General features: G+C 46.8%; 15 protein-coding genes and 1 other RNA gene. 2 read left to right on the forward strand and 14 right to left on the reverse strand.

Annotation, left to right across the window (positions count from 1 at the left end; all coding sequences use genetic code 11):
• Nucleotides 1-267: 267 nt before the first annotated feature.
• From CR205_RS15455 to CR205_RS15480, 5 genes are all read right to left on the reverse strand, one after another.
• A complete protein-coding gene (locus CR205_RS15455; protein ID WP_110521056.1) occupies nt 268-1,623 on the reverse strand; it encodes a UDP-glucose dehydrogenase family protein in 1,356 nt (451 codons plus the stop codon).
• Nucleotides 1,620-2,504: a UTP--glucose-1-phosphate uridylyltransferase GalU gene (galU, locus tag CR205_RS15460; RefSeq protein ID WP_110521057.1), complete on the reverse strand. Its 885-nt coding sequence runs from the start codon at nt 2,502-2,504 to the stop codon at nt 1,620-1,622. Before galU ends, CR205_RS15455 begins: the two co-directional genes overlap by 4 nt.
• 205 nt (nt 2,505-2,709) lie before the next feature.
• Nucleotides 2,710-4,011, reverse strand: coding sequence for a preprotein translocase subunit SecY (gene secY, locus CR205_RS15465; protein ID WP_110521058.1), 1,302 nt, complete (start codon nt 4,009-4,011; stop codon nt 2,710-2,712).
• A 640-nt stretch (nt 4,012-4,651) separates the two neighbouring features.
• Nucleotides 4,652-4,813 (reverse strand): Fur-regulated basic protein FbpA, encoded by a 162-nt coding sequence (locus CR205_RS15475; RefSeq protein ID WP_110521060.1) that lies wholly within the window; start codon nt 4,811-4,813, stop codon nt 4,652-4,654.
• Between the two features lie 99 nt (nt 4,814-4,912).
• Nucleotides 4,913-5,929: an STAS domain-containing protein gene (locus CR205_RS15480; protein ID WP_110521061.1), complete on the reverse strand. Its 1,017-nt coding sequence runs from the start codon at nt 5,927-5,929 to the stop codon at nt 4,913-4,915.
• Between the two features lie 382 nt (nt 5,930-6,311).
• Between CR205_RS15480 and CR205_RS15485 the strand changes: the two genes are divergently transcribed.
• Nucleotides 6,312-6,983, forward strand: a complete 672-nt coding sequence (locus CR205_RS15485) for a C40 family peptidase (RefSeq protein ID WP_110521062.1) — start codon at nt 6,312-6,314, stop codon at nt 6,981-6,983.
• A 64-nt stretch (nt 6,984-7,047) separates the two neighbouring features.
• On the opposite strand, the gene CR205_RS15490 is transcribed toward CR205_RS15485, so the two are convergent.
• The 9 genes from CR205_RS15490 to CR205_RS15530 all read right to left on the reverse strand — a co-directional run bounded on the left by CR205_RS15490 (nt 7,048) and on the right by CR205_RS15530 (nt 15,339).
• On the reverse strand, nt 7,048-7,797 hold the full coding sequence (locus CR205_RS15490; protein WP_110521063.1) for an SDR family oxidoreductase: 750 nt from the start codon (nt 7,795-7,797) through the stop codon (nt 7,048-7,050).
• A gap of 299 nt (nt 7,798-8,096) precedes the next feature.
• Nucleotides 8,097-8,461: a transfer-messenger RNA gene (gene ssrA / locus CR205_RS15495) on the reverse strand.
• A 165-nt stretch (nt 8,462-8,626) separates the two neighbouring features.
• Complete coding sequence (smpB, locus tag CR205_RS15500; RefSeq protein WP_110521064.1) at nt 8,627-9,091, reverse strand: SsrA-binding protein SmpB; 465 nt, start codon at nt 9,089-9,091, stop codon at nt 8,627-8,629.
• Nucleotides 9,092-9,211: 120 nt separating this feature from the next.
• Entirely contained in the window at nt 9,212-9,538 is a 327-nt protein-coding gene (locus CR205_RS15505) for a four-helix bundle copper-binding protein (protein ID WP_110521549.1), read from the reverse strand.
• Nucleotides 9,539-9,711: 173 nt separating this feature from the next.
• Nucleotides 9,712-12,063 carry a ribonuclease R gene (rnr, locus tag CR205_RS15510; RefSeq protein ID WP_110521065.1) on the reverse strand — a complete coding sequence of 784 codons (2,352 nt, stop codon included), beginning with the start codon at nt 12,061-12,063 and terminating at the stop codon, nt 9,712-9,714.
• A gap of 41 nt (nt 12,064-12,104) precedes the next feature.
• On the reverse strand, nt 12,105-12,851 hold the full coding sequence (locus CR205_RS15515) for an alpha/beta hydrolase (protein ID WP_110521550.1): 747 nt from the start codon (nt 12,849-12,851) through the stop codon (nt 12,105-12,107).
• A gap of 103 nt (nt 12,852-12,954) precedes the next feature.
• Nucleotides 12,955-13,680 carry an alpha/beta hydrolase gene (locus CR205_RS15520; protein WP_110521066.1) on the reverse strand — a complete coding sequence of 242 codons (726 nt, stop codon included), beginning with the start codon at nt 13,678-13,680 and terminating at the stop codon, nt 12,955-12,957.
• A gap of 213 nt (nt 13,681-13,893) precedes the next feature.
• Nucleotides 13,894-14,124 carry a preprotein translocase subunit SecG gene (secG, locus tag CR205_RS15525; protein ID WP_110521067.1) on the reverse strand — a complete coding sequence of 77 codons (231 nt, stop codon included), beginning with the start codon at nt 14,122-14,124 and terminating at the stop codon, nt 13,894-13,896.
• 159 nt (nt 14,125-14,283) lie between these two features.
• On the reverse strand, nt 14,284-15,339 hold the full coding sequence (locus CR205_RS15530) for a Gfo/Idh/MocA family protein (RefSeq protein WP_110521068.1): 1,056 nt from the start codon (nt 15,337-15,339) through the stop codon (nt 14,284-14,286).
• Nucleotides 15,340-15,431: 92 nt separating this feature from the next.
• On the opposite strand from CR205_RS15530, the gene CR205_RS15535 reads away from it, so the two are divergent.
• The gene (locus CR205_RS15535; RefSeq protein ID WP_110521069.1) at nt 15,432-15,734 is read left to right on the forward strand and encodes a hypothetical protein; all 303 of its coding nucleotides are present in this window, start codon (nt 15,432-15,434) and stop codon (nt 15,732-15,734) included.
• The last annotated feature ends 15 nt before the right edge of the window (nt 15,735-15,749 follow it).

Below are 15,749 nucleotides of genomic sequence, written 5' to 3' on the forward strand. Positions count from 1 at the left end.
TGTCCTGCAACGATAATAGTATAATACATATTTCGAGCCAGCTTTACTATTTTGTTAAAAAAGTGTGAAAAATTATGAATTTTTCATCTTGTATATTCATATATTACGACTTATTCTGACAATACCACATATTTATTACATAATTTTCTATTAAAATTCCACTTAAAAAGAGCCTCCCCAGCTATTCGGCTGTGAGGCTCTTCTCTCATTCTATGGCTCTTTTAAAAAATTGTGTTATCTACGGGCCGCTTTCCGCTGCCGCTTATTCTATAACCCTTGAACTTTATCATAATACGCTGCTGTTTTTACGACTTCTTCCGGGTAAACAGAACGCCTGCCGACAGAGTGATATTCAATCCCTGCACTTTTTACATCTTCTTCAGTGAAGACGTTTCTTTCATCAAAGAGAATGTTCTGAGAGCAGAGAGATGCAATCATGCTCAGATCCATCTGTTTGAATTCATCCCATTCCGTTACGAGAAATACACTGTCACTTCCATCAAGAGACTCTTTCAGATCATTGGCGGTCACTACGGTTTCAGGGAGCAGCGGAGCAGCTTTTTCTGCAGCTACAGGATCATAAACCGTCACGTTCGCGCCTTCTTCCATAAGGCTCTCAATAATACTCAGGGAAGGAGCTTCGCGCATGTCATCTGTTCCCGGTTTAAAGCTTAGACCCAGCAATGTGATGTTCATATCCTTAAGGCTGCCGAAACGAAACAGGGCTTTTTCAACAAGCAGATTTTTCTGCTGATCGTTCACATGATCCGTTGCCTTTCCATAAGTAAATTCATAGCCCGCCTCTTCTGCAATACGGGTAAGTGCTTTTGTATCCTTTGGAAAACACGAACCGCCATAGCCGATTCCGGCTTTCAGAAAGTCAGGGCTGATCCGTCTATCCATACCCATCCCTTTAGCCACCTTAGTAACATCGGCACCGATTCGGTCAGCAATCTGAGCCATCTCATTAATGAAGCTGATTTTCATGGCAAGAAAGGTGTTGGATGCATATTTAATCAATTCAGCACTTTCAAGATCTGTACGGAGAACAGGAACTTCGAGTGGTGCGAACAGCTTTTCCACAAGATCACCTGCACGAATGTCCTCTGCCCCGATTATCAGCCTGTCAGCATGAAAGGTATCATAAACAGCCGATCCCTGCCGGAGAAATTCCGGATTGGATACAACCGCAATGTCTGTCCCTGCAGGGGCTTTGTCTGCCACCCACTGCTTTACTTTCCTGTTTGTCCCTGGCGGTACGGTACTTTTCGTTACTACCACCGTTCGCCCTGAGATAACATCTCCGATACTTTCAGCTGCCGCTCTAACAAACGTCAGATTCGCTTTTCCCTCGCTGTCCTCAGGCGTTCCTACTGCGATAAAAACAACATCGGCCTGCGGGCACCCCTCGTCGTAAGCTGTTGTAAAGGTCAGTCTGCCTTCATCAATGCAGGCCGACAACATAGGACCGAGCCCCTCTTCATGAATGGTTGGTATTCCCCCTGCAAGTTTCGCAACTTTTTCAGGGTCTTTATCGATACAGGTCACCTGATGACCGAGCCGCGCCAGTACGACGCCTGTTACAAGACCAACATAGCCCGTCCCTACTACTGCTGCCTTCATGTAAGTACCCCTCTTTGCTTTAAGACTTCAATGTATTCCGTCACATCATCACGCAGGTCATCACGAAGCATGGCAAAATCGATCGTCGCTTTTATAAAACCGAGTTTATCTCCGATATCATAGCGGTGGCCTTCAAACGTACATGCCATGACGGCCTGGGTCTCGTTAAGCATGCGAATGGCATCAGTCAGCTGGATCTCATTTCCCGCTCCAGGTTCAATCGATTCGAGAATATCAAAAATCTCCGGGCGGAGAATATACCTTCCCATAATCGCCAGATTAGAAGGCGCTTCCTCGACCGAAGGCTTCTCTACAAGATCTTCGATATGAAGCACGCCGCTCTGAACCTCACCTGACTGCGGGGCAACGACCCCGTATTTTGAGACGTCAGCCCCGTTTACTTCCTGTACACCCACAACTGATGTTTTAAACCGGTCATACACATCGTTAAGCTGCTTCAGACATGGCGTGCTGCTCTGCACAATATCGTCTCCTAGAAGCACCGCAAAAGGCTCTTCCCCAATAAATTTCCGGGCACAGCTTATCGCGTGGCCAAGCCCTTTCGGCTCCTTCTGTCTGATGTAGTGGATGTTGGCAATATCACTGATTCCCTGAACGTCCTCGAGCAGATCAAGTTTTTCTTTCATTCTCAGCGTTTCTTCCAGTTCGTAAGATTTATCAAAATGATCCTCAATAGCTCTTTTTCCTCTTCCCGTTACAATGATGATATCTTCGATTCCTGAAGCAGCTGCTTCTTCAACGATATATTGAATGGCAGGCTTATCCACGATTGGCAGCATCTCTTTCGGCTGAGCTTTTGTTGCCGGCAGAAAACGGGTGCCAAGGCCTGCAGCAGGAATAATGGCTTTTTTTACTTTCAAAGGTGCACCTCCGTCACAGCTTGGAATTGTTGTGATATGATCTGGTGTTCTTACGTCCATTATAAAAGGCTATACCCGCCAGCTTTCACGATTAACAGATTTTTAGCAATCTCTTAATATTTTTCCTTTTTCACCCTTTTATTCGGGATAAAAAACCGCCCCGGGCTGTTCATTTCGAAGGCCCGGGGCGGTTGGTGTAAAGTTATTATGAAGTTTTCTTAAGGAAGCCTGTGTACTTACGGTCAATCAGCTGGCTCTCAATCCGTTTCATCGTATCAAGCGCAACTGCTACAACAATGAGAAGACCTGTTCCGCCGATATGAACTGCTGACGGAAGACCGAGTCCGACCGTGAAAAATACCGGTACAACAGATACAGCTGCAAGGAAAAGTGCTCCTACAAATGTAAGTCGGTAAAGCACACGTGTAATATACTTCTCGGTCGCTTTTCCTGGACGGATGCCTGGAATGTAGCCGCCCTGACGCTTCAGGTTGTCTGCCATCTGTTCGGGATTGACCTGAACAAATGTATAGAAGTACGTAAACCCGATAATGAGCAGGGCGAAGACAACGAAGCCGACCGGCTGTGTCTGATCAAAATTCTGTACGACCCAGGCTGCTGCACCATTATCCGGACCGAAGAAATTCGCAATCGTCGGCGGGAAAATGAAGAGCGACATGGCGAAGATCACCGGTATAACACCGGCAGAGTTTACTTTCAGCGGCAGGTGAGTCGACTGTCCGCCTGTCGGACGTCCTCCGGCAGCCATCTTCTTGGCATACTGTACAGGAATTTTACGAAGCGCCTGTACAACGTAAATGACGCCGACCACAAGAGCAAGAATAGCAACGAGCAGAAGGCCGATAATCGCGATATTAAGGAAGAGCTGTTCGCCTGCTCCCTGAATATAAGTAGCATACAGCTGGTTCACACCACCTGGAATAGCAGCGGCAATACCAGCAAAAATCAGGATAGAAATCCCGTTTCCTACACCCTTAAGTGTGATATGCTCGCCGAGCCACATCAGAAATGCCGTTCCGGCAGTGAGTGTCAGCGCGATCAGCAGATACGTAAGAATGCTGGGATCAGGTACGAGTCCAGGCATGAGGTTGTTAAACCCGATACTCATTCCAAGTGCCTGAACAAACGCAATTCCGATTGTTCCGTAACGGGTAACCTGCGCAAGCTTTTTACGGCCGGATTCCCCTTCTTTACCCCATTCAGCAAACTTCGGCACCACGTCCATACGAAGAAGCTGAACAATAATGGAAGCTGTAATGTAAGGCATGATTCCCGTGGCAAAAATCGAGAAGTTCTCCAGGGCACCGCCTCCAAAAGTGTTCAGGAAGCCGAGCGCAGCCATACCTTCAAAATTCAGCACGTCCGAGTTTACACCCGGCGCCGGAATATGGGCTCCGATTCTGAAAACAACGAGCATCAATAATGTGAAAATAATCTTGTTGCGAAGATCCCCCACACGAAAAATGTTACGAAATGAACCAAACATACGTGCACCTCAATCCCTTCTGATGTCCTCTCCTGAAAAGAAGCTTGAATTTTCCTTGGCAGTCTATGTCTGCCCGGGTGAAGATGGGCTGCTTTTATCTCTTTGTCAGCAGCCGTAAAAGCGGTTTGTTTACCCCGTTCAAGAAAGCTATAAACGTAATATTCTCTTATTCTAGCACAAAACCCCCATATTTTTTGATTATTTTTTATATTCGACAAAATTACTTTTATATTTCTGTCCGTTAAGATTAATTTTCAACATATTACAACGAAAGTCACCGATAATAGTAACTGTTTTTACGCCTAAATATCTAGTTACTTATACCTACCGATAATGTATCTACCCGTTCTGAAATCAGCTGTGATTTCCTTTTTATTCCCTTGAGACCGGGAATTTTTTTCACTTCTCTCCGGTGTCTCCTTCGTGGTCAGCCTATTGTGGACTCTTCCAGGGCGGTTCAAGTTGTGATGCAAAAGGAGCATTTTTAAAACAGTGGTCTGAATCGGTGTAAACACGCACTCTATATGAGTAAACTGCCCCTGTTCAGCAAAAATCATATACTCTATGAAAAACAGCACTAAAAAGAGACATCTGAGCGATGCCTCTGTCATGTATGCTTCTATTTATGGCTGCGGATTCCCTATATAGAGAAAGTTGAGTGGTCTTTTTTTATTCCGTAGTCTGACAGTAGTTCAATCAGTTCCTCGACAGCGACCTCGTATAGCTGACGACCGTCCTTAAACTTGTAGATTCCAAGGGCCAGGCATTCACTGATGAGATTGTCTTTCTTTGCGCTTGCCATTACTGCTCCTCCTTAAAAAATCTCTCGCTTCCCCAAAGTTCTTATTCCCTCACTCACGATTTTAAAACCCACGAAAAGGAAAATAACCGGTTCAGCAGATCAGCAGATACTCAAGCCTTCTTTTTTCAGTGCATATGTGATCCCGTGCTGGAGTGTGGAAAAGCACCTTACATCTCCAACAATCTGATTCAGTTTTGCCATCTTCATACTGAGTGAAGGTGAAATGCCGACAAGGACGGTTTCAATCCCAAGAAGATGTGTGGCAGAGGTAAGCTGCATGATCATGGAGAGACCGTATTCGCTGATCTCTTTCTTCAGCCCGGTTAGATCAAGAAGGAGATAGCTTGCTTTATAAGAGGTAATCTCATTCACGGTCTTTTCCAGAAGCTCCTTTGAACGCATTTCATCATAATGACCGAGAAGGGGAATGACGACGACCTGGTCCAGTACAGGGATAATCGGCGAACTTATAGCCTTGATCTTTTCGGAAAGTTCCTCCGTTCTCTGCTGAACCTTTTTTTCCAGGTCTGCAATTTCCCTCTGCTCCCTGCCTCTCGCCAGTTGATGAATGTTCTGAGTTACCGTCACATCCGAGGGGGAAAAAACAAATTCACAATAGGCTTCCCCTTCGGCCTGACTGCTTTTCACTTCATACCAGATGTTTTTATTGAAGATACCGCTGAAAAGTCCCGCAAAATGTCCTGGTATAAACGTTCCACCGTTGTCTTTATCCTGAAGTTTATTCACTCTGTACTCCCAGCTGTTTTTCATCCTCACCACAGCGACCGCCTCATCGCTGTTCATTTCCGTCACTTCAAACCTTCCCCACCCTGCCGCAGCGTATGTATCAGGCAGGTGAGCAAGCACCATCTCCGGTTCCTGACCGGAGTGAAAAAAATACTCCCCGACGATAATTCCCATCCGGTACCCGGTTGTTTCAAGCACAACGTCGGCAGCTTCTTTTCCTGAGACCTCCTCCAGAGTATCAAGAAAGGTTTTGAATGCGGAATTCAGCCAGAACAGAATCGCATCGTCCCCTTCAAACCGGAAAACACCTTTTGCTTCCTCCCAGCGGAACACAGCACCGTCCAATTCTTTTGTTTGTATAGTAGACATGAGTTCAACTCCTTTCAGCTTTAATTCTGTTTTTTTTCCATCTGCCTTACTGATAAATCCACATCTTCTACTAACTTCCTTTTTTTCTTCCTATATCCTGCCAAAGTAAAAAAGAATCGACTGTCACCGGTCGACCCTTTCCACGCTCCATAGACACTTGTATTTCGCCATTATTCAAATTGCAAGGAAAATCGATAATATTCGACAAAACCTTCGTGGATATTTCGGTAATATTACAGGAAGTTTTTAGTTTGATAACGAGTGCAGTAAACCCCTTTTCTTTTATACCCGATAGAGAGTAAGATAAAACCTGTGAAAGAGACAAATAGAAACAGAGAGAAAAAATACCATACACATAAAAAAAAAGGGAGAGGGATTTATTATGAAAAAGGTCATCATGAGTGTAGTTCTTGCAGGAGGACTTTTCGTAGCACCAACAATGGCAGATGCATCAATGAGCATGTGGGATCGTGGAAGTGATGTTAAAGAACTTCAGACAACACTTAATGAAGAAGGGTTTAACAGCGGTACTGCTGACGGGGTATTTGGTCCAATTACTCGCGGAGCTGTACAGGCTTATCAGCTTAACAACGGTATCTCCAGCCCGTCAGGTAACTTCTACGGTGTAGCAGGTCCATCGACACTGAGCTCACTCGGTCTTGGCGGTTCATCTTCTTCACCAACTGTAGCAGGTGTGAGCACAGGAAGCGCATCTGGCGTAATCGGTACAGCTCGCGGATACATCGGATCACCATATCAGTGGGGCGGAACATCTGCATCTGGTTTTGACTGCAGCGGTTTTGTACAGACTGTTTACGCACAGCATGGTAAACAGCTTCCAAGATCCGTATCTCAAATGTGGAGTGCAACAAGCCCGGTTTCAAACCCGCAGGCTGGCGATCTCGTATTCTTTGAAACACGTACAGGTCCATCCCACGTGGGAATTTACATCGGGAACAATGAATTTATCCACTCCGGCGCATCTACAGGCGTAACAGTAACGAGCATGAACAACTCATACTGGAGCAACGCTTACCTCGGTGCACGCCGTTAATTGATTTTCACATAGAACATATAAGCTGCAGAGAAAACCTCTCTGCAGCTTTTTTATGCTTTTATTAATGTTCGTAGATCATTTTCCTCGTCATTCCGCCATCAACGACTATATTTTCCCCATTTACAAAATCATTATCAGGATCGGTTAGAAAAAGACATACACGCAGGATATCCCCCGGTGTTCCAACTCTTCCGGAAGGATGCTGTTCGTGATCAATATCCCGCAGCTTTTCCCGATCTCCTGTATGGATCCACCCCGGAGAAACAGCGTTCACCCGGATCCTGTCTTCCGCAAGCGAGGCCGCAAAGGCATGAGTCAGCCCGATAATGCCGCCTTTTGATGCGGCATAGGCTTCGGAATGGGGTTCACTCATGAGCGCTCTTGTAGACGCGATATTCACGACTGACCCTCCCATACCGTGTTTCTTCATATATCCAGCTGCTTCTTTCGTGCATAGAAACACGCTTTTCAAATTTGAGCCGAGTACATCATCCCAATCTGCTGCGGAAAAATCAAAAGGGTCACGGAATACGGACTTTCCGGCGTTATTAATGAGGAGGTCTATCGTACCGAACTGCTCCTCGGCTTTTTTCATCAGGTTTATGACCTCTTCCTCGCGGCTCACATCAGTCTGAATGAACTGGGCTTTGCCATTATTTTCGCGTATCCCGGCTGCATTGTTTTCACCATTCTGTGCATCGGTATCGGCCAGAACTACACTGGCTCCCTCCTCCGCGTATCCTCTTGCAAGGACAGCCCCGATTCCGTTTGCTGCTCCGGTGATGACGATCGTTTTGTCTGTGTAAGTCATTGGCTCACTCCTTATGTTTGAGAAAAATTGATTTTATCAGCTAAATATATATTATATTCGCGATAATTCGAACTAAACCGCTAATTATAAGGTATATCCGCGATAATCCAGAAATATCCGCTCTACGCGAAACTATCACCCATTACCAACTCTATACCCTTTATTCACTTAACTCTGCACATTTGATGCCGAACAAAATCTGCTTTTGAGAAACACGGAGCTGCGTGTGGCAGCAATCCTTTCCCAAAACAACAAAAAAGCCCTCCATAATTAATCCGGAGGGCATTACTGTTATGTATTGGTGGAGACGGTGGGAATCGAACCCACGTCCAGAGATAACGACACCTAAGCGTCTACGAGTGTAGTCAGTTTATTGGAATTTCGCCGTCACTTCAGCCAGCTGACAGGCTTCCGTGAGGCTATCCTGGTTGATCTCTTCCTTTTGTCCTCAGGCGGTGGACGCAAGGCGTATCCCACTATAAGTGAGTCCCTGATCCTTCACATGGGCGATGAAGGGAGGAACCGCATGAAGCAGTTGTTACGCTGCTAGTGCGAAGTTGTTTTCTTCTTTGCCAACTATAGGCGATGAGCGTTTTATACGAGGACACTCAGCTCGACTCGCAACTTAAGCTCGACCTATCCCTGTCGAATCCAGAACGTCCCCATGTAATGGGAAAGCTGGAGAAACAGAAACAGATGCTATTCTGTTTTGGTTTTCAGCGCCGTCAGGAGACCACCATCTCTCCGTCTGACAACTACTATTATAACACACCGTCATTTCCGGTCAAATGGTAAAGCCATCCGCTGGTGGCAGAGGCTTCTTCATTTATTACCGGCCGAGCTGATGATCTTTAAATGCCCGCTCGATATCCCGCTTTGCGGCTTTTTCCTTCAAATCATGCCGCTTGTCGAACTTCTTTTTCCCTTTTCCGAGACCAACGAGAATTTTAGCGTACCCGTTTTTCAGATATACCTTAAGAGGAACAAGAGTGTAGCCTTTTTCCTTCGTATGACCGATCAGCTGACTGATCTGTTTTTTATGAAGTAGAAGCTTCCGCGTTCTCACAGGATCATGATTATAGCGGTTTCCCTGTTCATAATGGCTGATATGCATATTATGAACCCAGGCTTCACCATTACTGACCCGTGCAAACGAGTCCTTCAGGTTGATCCGTCCTGCACGTATGGACTTGATTTCCGTCCCTGTCAGAACCATCCCTGCTTCATACGTTTCTTCAATATGATAATCGTGCCGTGCTTTTTTATTTTGTGCAACCAGTTTTCCGTTTGCCATAACTTTGCATCCTTTCGCGCATCCTTCGATTTCTTTATCATACCAGACAAATGGCTGGTAGTTCAATAAATGCAGGAAGGGAACAGCGTGAGGGCCGTACCCTGTCTGCACTTAGCCTGATCAATTCGCGTATGCAAGACAGAGTTCGCTGCAGGTCCGGCATGATTCGGCACACGCCTGACAATGGTCATGTTTGTGAGACTCACACTCCTCACCACAGCTCCTGGAGATCTCGCCGCAAAGTCTCAGGATCTCTTTCATATTCGGACTGTTTGTCAAAACGGCTTTCATTGCCATCTCACACATATCCGCACATTCACGGTCCGAACGGATGCAGTCCCGCATATGCGCCGGGTCCTCCTCATTGAGACAGGCTTCGTAACACTGATTACAGGCGCGCAGGCAGTCCTCAAGCGCTTCGTACACTTCTTCCAGATGACCATTCATATGATTCACACTAGACACATCCTTATCTGTTTTATTGTGATCTGGTTTTATCAATTCCCGTTGTCATGCAGTAGAAAACAGCAAAATTAACACTATTTGGGGAATGAACAGAAAAAAACAGAGGAACAGACATGCTCCTCTGCTTACATCTGCTTAAAGCACCTCATCGGTAATCAGCGCTTATTCTTTCCTTTTTTCCCTTTCGGTGCACGTTCGTAGAAAGGCTTTCCTTTTTTCCCGCCGCCTTTACTGCTTCCGTTGCCGCGACCTTTCTTTTTGCCCTGGCGGTCGCCAAGATTCAGGCCGCCTTCCTGGTCGCCGCTTTTACCTTTTTTCCGTGGGGAGCGATTGCCGCCCTGAATGACCTTCGGACGATCCTGCTTCTTCGCCTTCCGCTCTTTCATGCCGACGACTTCAAAGTCGATAATCCGTTCGTCCACATTTACTTTTACAACACGAACATCGATATGATCTCCGATGCGGAACACTTTCGCAGTCCGTTCTCCGATCATGGCATACTGTTTTTCATCATAATGATAATAGTCGTCGGTAAGGTAGCTCACGTGTACGAGCCCTTCAATCGTATTCGGAAGTTCAACAAACAGCCCGAATCCTGTCACGCCGCTAATAATGCCTTCATACTCTTCACCGACCTTGTCCTCCATGAACTGCACTTTTTTCAGTTCATCGGTTTCACGGGACGCGTCTTCGGCCTGCCGCTCCATCTGAGAGGAATGATCTGTTAAAACGGGAAGCTTTTCTTCCCAGTGGGCACGGGTTTTATCATCCGTTTTCTTTTCAAACAGATACGTCCGGATCAGCCGGTGGACAATTAAATCCGGGTATCGTCTGATTGGCGACGTAAAGTGTGTGTAGAAATCTGCAGAAAGCCCGAAGTGGCCGACATTATCAGGATCGTATTTGGCCTGACGCATGGACCTCAGCATGACCGTACTTATGACCGCTTCTTCCGGCTCCCCTTTCGCCGCATCAAGAATCTCCTGCATTGCCCGGGGATGTACCGTGTTGGCACTTCCCTTCACTACATAACCGAAGTTTGTGATGAACTCGAGAAAATGATTAAGTTTTTCTTCATCAGGATCTTCGTGAATCCGATAGACGAACGGCAGTTTCAGCCAGTGAAAATGTTCGGCTACTGTTTCGTTTGCGGCGAGCATAAATTCCTCGATCAGCTTCTCAGCCACGGAACGGTCCCGCAGTTCCACATCAACCGGCTTTCCTTCTTCGTCCACAATGACCTTCGCTTCTTTAAAATCAAAGTCAATCGCGCCGCGGTCAAATCGTTTCTTCCGTAGAATTGCCGCCAGCTCCTCCATCTGTTTGAAAAACGGAACAAGGGATTCGTACCGCTTCGTAACTTCCTCATCTTCATTCTGAAGAATCTTACGGACATCCGTATACGTCATCCGCTCTGTCGTATTAATCACGCTCTCAAAAATCTCGTGATTGACCACTTCCCCTGCCGGGCTGATTTCCATTTCGCAGCCGAGAGTCAGCCGGTCCACCTGAGGATTGAGAGAGCAGATACCGTTAGACAGACGATGGGGAATCATCGGAATAACCCGGTCCACGAGATAACAGCTGGTCGCCCGCTCGTATGCTTCCGTATCGATCGGCGAGCCTTCTTCTACATAATAAGAAACATCGGCAATATATACCCCAAGAAGATAGTTGCCGTTATCGAGCTTTTCCACGCGGACTGCATCATCAAGATCCTTTGCGTCCGCCCCGTCGATGGTGACGATCGTTTTATCGCGCAGATCGCGCCGATGGGTAATTTCGTCCTCACTGATCTCATCCGGAACGGAGTTGGCGTGATCGATCGTTTCCTGGGCAAATTCGCCTGGAAGGCCGTGTTTATGAATAATGGAAAGAATGTCGACCCCAGGATCATTTTTATGACCGAGGATTCCGACAACTTCTCCTTCCGCACTCATTCTGCCTTCCGGATACTTGGTAATCTGTACGACAACCTTGTGTCCGTCGACTGCGCCCCCTTCCTTATTCTTTGGAATAAAGATGTCATTGGGGATCCGCTTGTCGTCAGCCACCACAAAACCGTAGTGTTTATCATCTACATATGTACCCACCACTTCTTTGACACCGCGCTCAATAATACGAATAATCGTTCCTTCAGGCTTGGAACCGCCGGACTTGTTGTGCAGACGGACGAGCACCGTATCTTTGTTCATGGCGCTGTTCATTTCGGAAGCCGAAATATAAACGTCATCAAAGCCCTCTCCTGTACGGACAAAGGCAAATCCCTTCTGGTGCATAATGACGGAACCTCGGACGAGATTCATCCGTTCCGGAAGCCCGTATCGGTTACTCCTGGTCCGGACAAGCTCTCCTTCCTCCTCCAGATCGTTCAGCAGTTTTACAAACGCCTTAAACTGTGAGGAATCGTCGATTTCGAGTGCTTCTTCCAGATCCTTTACGGAAAGAGGCTTGTCTGCCTGTTCCTTCATATAATTAAGTACAAATTCTTTGCTCAGTTCTGCCATTGTAACCGCTCCTTTCCCTGAAAAGTCCCGGCTGCAGTGAATCAGTCGTTCCAGTCGAGACTCTCGAGAAACTGGTAAACATCCTCGTGCAGCTGATCCTTTTCTTTATCAAGTGTAATAATATGGCCGGATTCTTCGTACCATTTCAGGTCCTTCACATCTGATTCCACTTCGTTGTAGATAATGTTTGCACTGTCTGTGTCAATCATCTCATCGTGTCTGGCCTGAACCACAAAAACAGGGGCGTAAATCATATCAACATGCTCGCGTACTTCCTGGTTCAGCTCCTGAAGTGCCTTTAACGTATTCATCGGCGTTTTCTCAAATTCCTTCATTTCAGCTTCAATCTGGTCTTCGGGCTTTTTTTCATAGCGTTTATACTTACGGGCATACTCAAGGACACCATGATACATCGTTTCTTCACTTTTGATATACATCGGCGCACACATCGGTACAATTCCCTTCACTGGTAGTGTGTACCCAAGCTTAAGGGAAAATACACCACCGAGTGACAGTCCGGCAACCGCAATTTCTTCATGCCCCATTTCCTTCAGGTAATCATACGCTTCCTGCACGTCCTTCCACCAGTCTTCGGGGCCGGTATGAACAAGTTCTTCAGGCGGCACACCATGACCTTTATATTGGGGTGCGTGGCACGTGTAGCCCCGCTTTTCAAGGTAGCGGCCCAGCATCCGCACGTCTGCCGAGTTACCGGTAAACCCATGCAGAAGCAGTACTGCCCGGTCTCCCCCTTTAAACGTAAATGGTTTAGGCTGTGAAATTTTCATCATGTTCTGTCTCTCCTTTAGCTCCATTCTTCGAAGTCAGGTTTTGCGCTTGCTTGATACAAATACGAAAGCACGCCTGACCAATAGAAAGGCATGCCTCGTTTTACCCCAGATCTTCCTTCTTTTCCGGCAGAACTTCGTCTTTAGCTAAAAAAGCATCGATTTCAGCCAGAAGTTCATCTTTTTCTTTTCCAAACCAGATATAGTGCCTTGCGTTTTGAACATAGTATACCCTTTTATCGTCAGATTGAATGTGCTCGTAAAGATACTCCGCACTTTTTCTCGGCGGAACGAGTCCATCGCTTTCCCCCTGGATAATCAGGGTGGGAACGGTAATGTCCTTAAGCACGGTACGTGCCGATCTTACTACTTTTGTGAATTCATAGGCTGCCATAATTGGCGTATCCTTCACCTTTCTACGGTAGAATTCGTAGAGATCCCGGTCAAAAACAGATCCTACAAAGCCTTCCACTGCCCAATCCTTGACGTCCATGAGGAGCTGCTTCGGGTTAAGGTAATAGGCAGAAGAACTGATCAGGATCAGCCTGTCGACAGGATACTTGGCCGCGATAAAACTGGCCAGCATGCCGCCCATGGAAAACCCAATCACATAGACCTTTTCACATCGCTTGAGAAGTTCTTCCACAGAGACACAAGCCGCGTAAAGCCAATGTTTATGAGTAACCTCACGCATCCCGTTTTTCGAACCGTGACCGGGAAGATTCGGTGAATATACAAGCCATCCCTCCCGCTCCTGGAGATGCTCTGTTAAGTCCTTTACTTCATCAGGTGTACCGGAAAAACCATGCAGACATAAACATCCGATCATCTGGTATCACATCCATTATGCAAGTCTTTTTCTATCATACGTAAAACCCCCTTACCATGTCACGTCACTCGCTCACTGTTTCACTGTTACTTACCTCTTTTCCCGTTCGCCGCCAGGTAAAAACATCCAGGCTGCCTTATAGCAGGGTAACAGCTGAAGGTAAGCAGAAAAAAACAGCAAGGACATTGTCCTTACTGTCTGCTCTTAAATGGATTACATGAAAAAAGCTACGGTTAGTGTGAGTACAAAAAACAGTACACCCAGTACTACTGTTGTCTTGCTCAGCACTGCTTCCAGACCGCGTGCTTTCTGTTTACCTACCATTTGCTCGGCACCGCCCGAGATCGCTCCGGCAAGTCCTGCACTGCGACCGGATTGCAGTAATACGACTGCAATAAGCATAATGGAGACAAGCACAAGAAGTATTGACGCAAAAGTTCCCAATCTCTCCACCTCCATCCGACACATAAAAGGACGTATATGCCTTGACTCGTCCCTGTAAATCTACTTTTGAGTTTATCAAATATAGCTGCTGTACGCAACTGTATTTCGATATTCAGGATTTAAATTTTCAGACTTTTGGGACAGGGTGGAGAAGACCGGCTAAATCAGGCTTACAGAGCCACTTTTCGCCGATGATTCGTATAGTCCCTGAATGATACGCTGCACTTTTGTCCCGTCCTCCGGTTTAGCCAGCGGCTCACTTTCTCCGAGACAGCAGTCCACAAAATGAACCAGTTGCCGTTCATAGCTTGACCGGGAATCGGTTTTTTCAAGATATGCCGGTGCAGAATCAAACAGAGAACCGTACCGTTCCTCGTACAGACGGAATGGTGAGGTTTCTGCCCCGCCTTTATCACCGAGCAGGCGGACGTTGAGTGATTCTTCCTCCTTCTGATTGGCTGCAAAGGAGGATTCAATCATCATCGACATCCCATTCTGGAATTTGACCATTCCGGAAGCGAGATCTTCAACCGTGTACTGCTCCGGATCCCACTCTCCAAGGAGGCCGACACCTTTACGGTTCCCTATCCGTTTATGAGTGGCGCCCATCACTTCCACCGGCTCCGGGTAACCGGTGAGGTACAGAGCCAGGTCGAGCATGTGGACACCCACATCAATAAGAGGTCCCCCACCCTGGAGCTCCTTTGATGTAAATACACCCCAGCCAGGTATGCCTCTTCTGCGCATCGCCTGCACATTCGTATGATAGATGGCTCCAAGGTCCCCTGAATAAATAGCCTTCTTTAATATTTGTGTTTGGAGGTTATAGCGGTGATGAAAAGAATAAATAAGAAGCCTGTCCGCCGCCTCTGCCGCCTCCTCCATTTCTTCTGCTTCTCCTGCTGTCATCGCCGGCGGTTTTTCACACAGCACGTGACAGCCTGCCTTCAGCGCTTTCAGCACCATCTCTCTATGAAACTTATTCGGTGTACAGACACTGACCATATCCGGCTTCTGTTCCTCCAGCATCGTATCCACACAATCATAGGCGGCGGGAATTTCAAAATCACGGGCAAAAGCAGCCGCTTTTTCATACGTTCTGGAAACTGCAGCCACAAGCTCCGTCCTGTTGTCCTTTATGTAATAAGGTGCGTGAGCTCCCCTGGCAATCCCGCCGGGACCGATGATGGCAGCTCGTAATGTGTGTTTGGTCATAGTTAAACCTCCTCGTAATTCTCTTACTGTCATTAGACTACTTGAAAAGATCGAATCATACAATGATTTGTACAGGAGAGGAGAGGGGTATTATGGCTGAGGAACGATACATTATATCAGAAGGGCGCAGATCCGGCTGGAGCCTGTCTGCTTATCTGAGCCTTGCTTTCGGGATTGCCTCACTTGCCGGCACTATGTTTTTATCGGTTTTGACTGTGCCGGGAGGGTTAACTGCCATTCTCCTTGCTGTTCCGGGCAGAAAAAGTGTCAGACGTTCTCTCGCCACTGCTGGTATGGTTCTCGGGATCCTGTCCCTGATGTTTATGCTGCTCTATTTCATTCTTTTTTTCGGTACGCTTGTTGATCTGGAGGAAAAGATTATTGATCAGATCTAATAAAACAAAAAGCTC

Origin of the sequence: Alteribacter lacisalsi (assembly GCF_003226345.1) — a bacterium.
Lineage (GTDB): Bacteria > Bacillota > Bacilli > Bacillales > Salisediminibacteriaceae > Alteribacter > Alteribacter lacisalsi.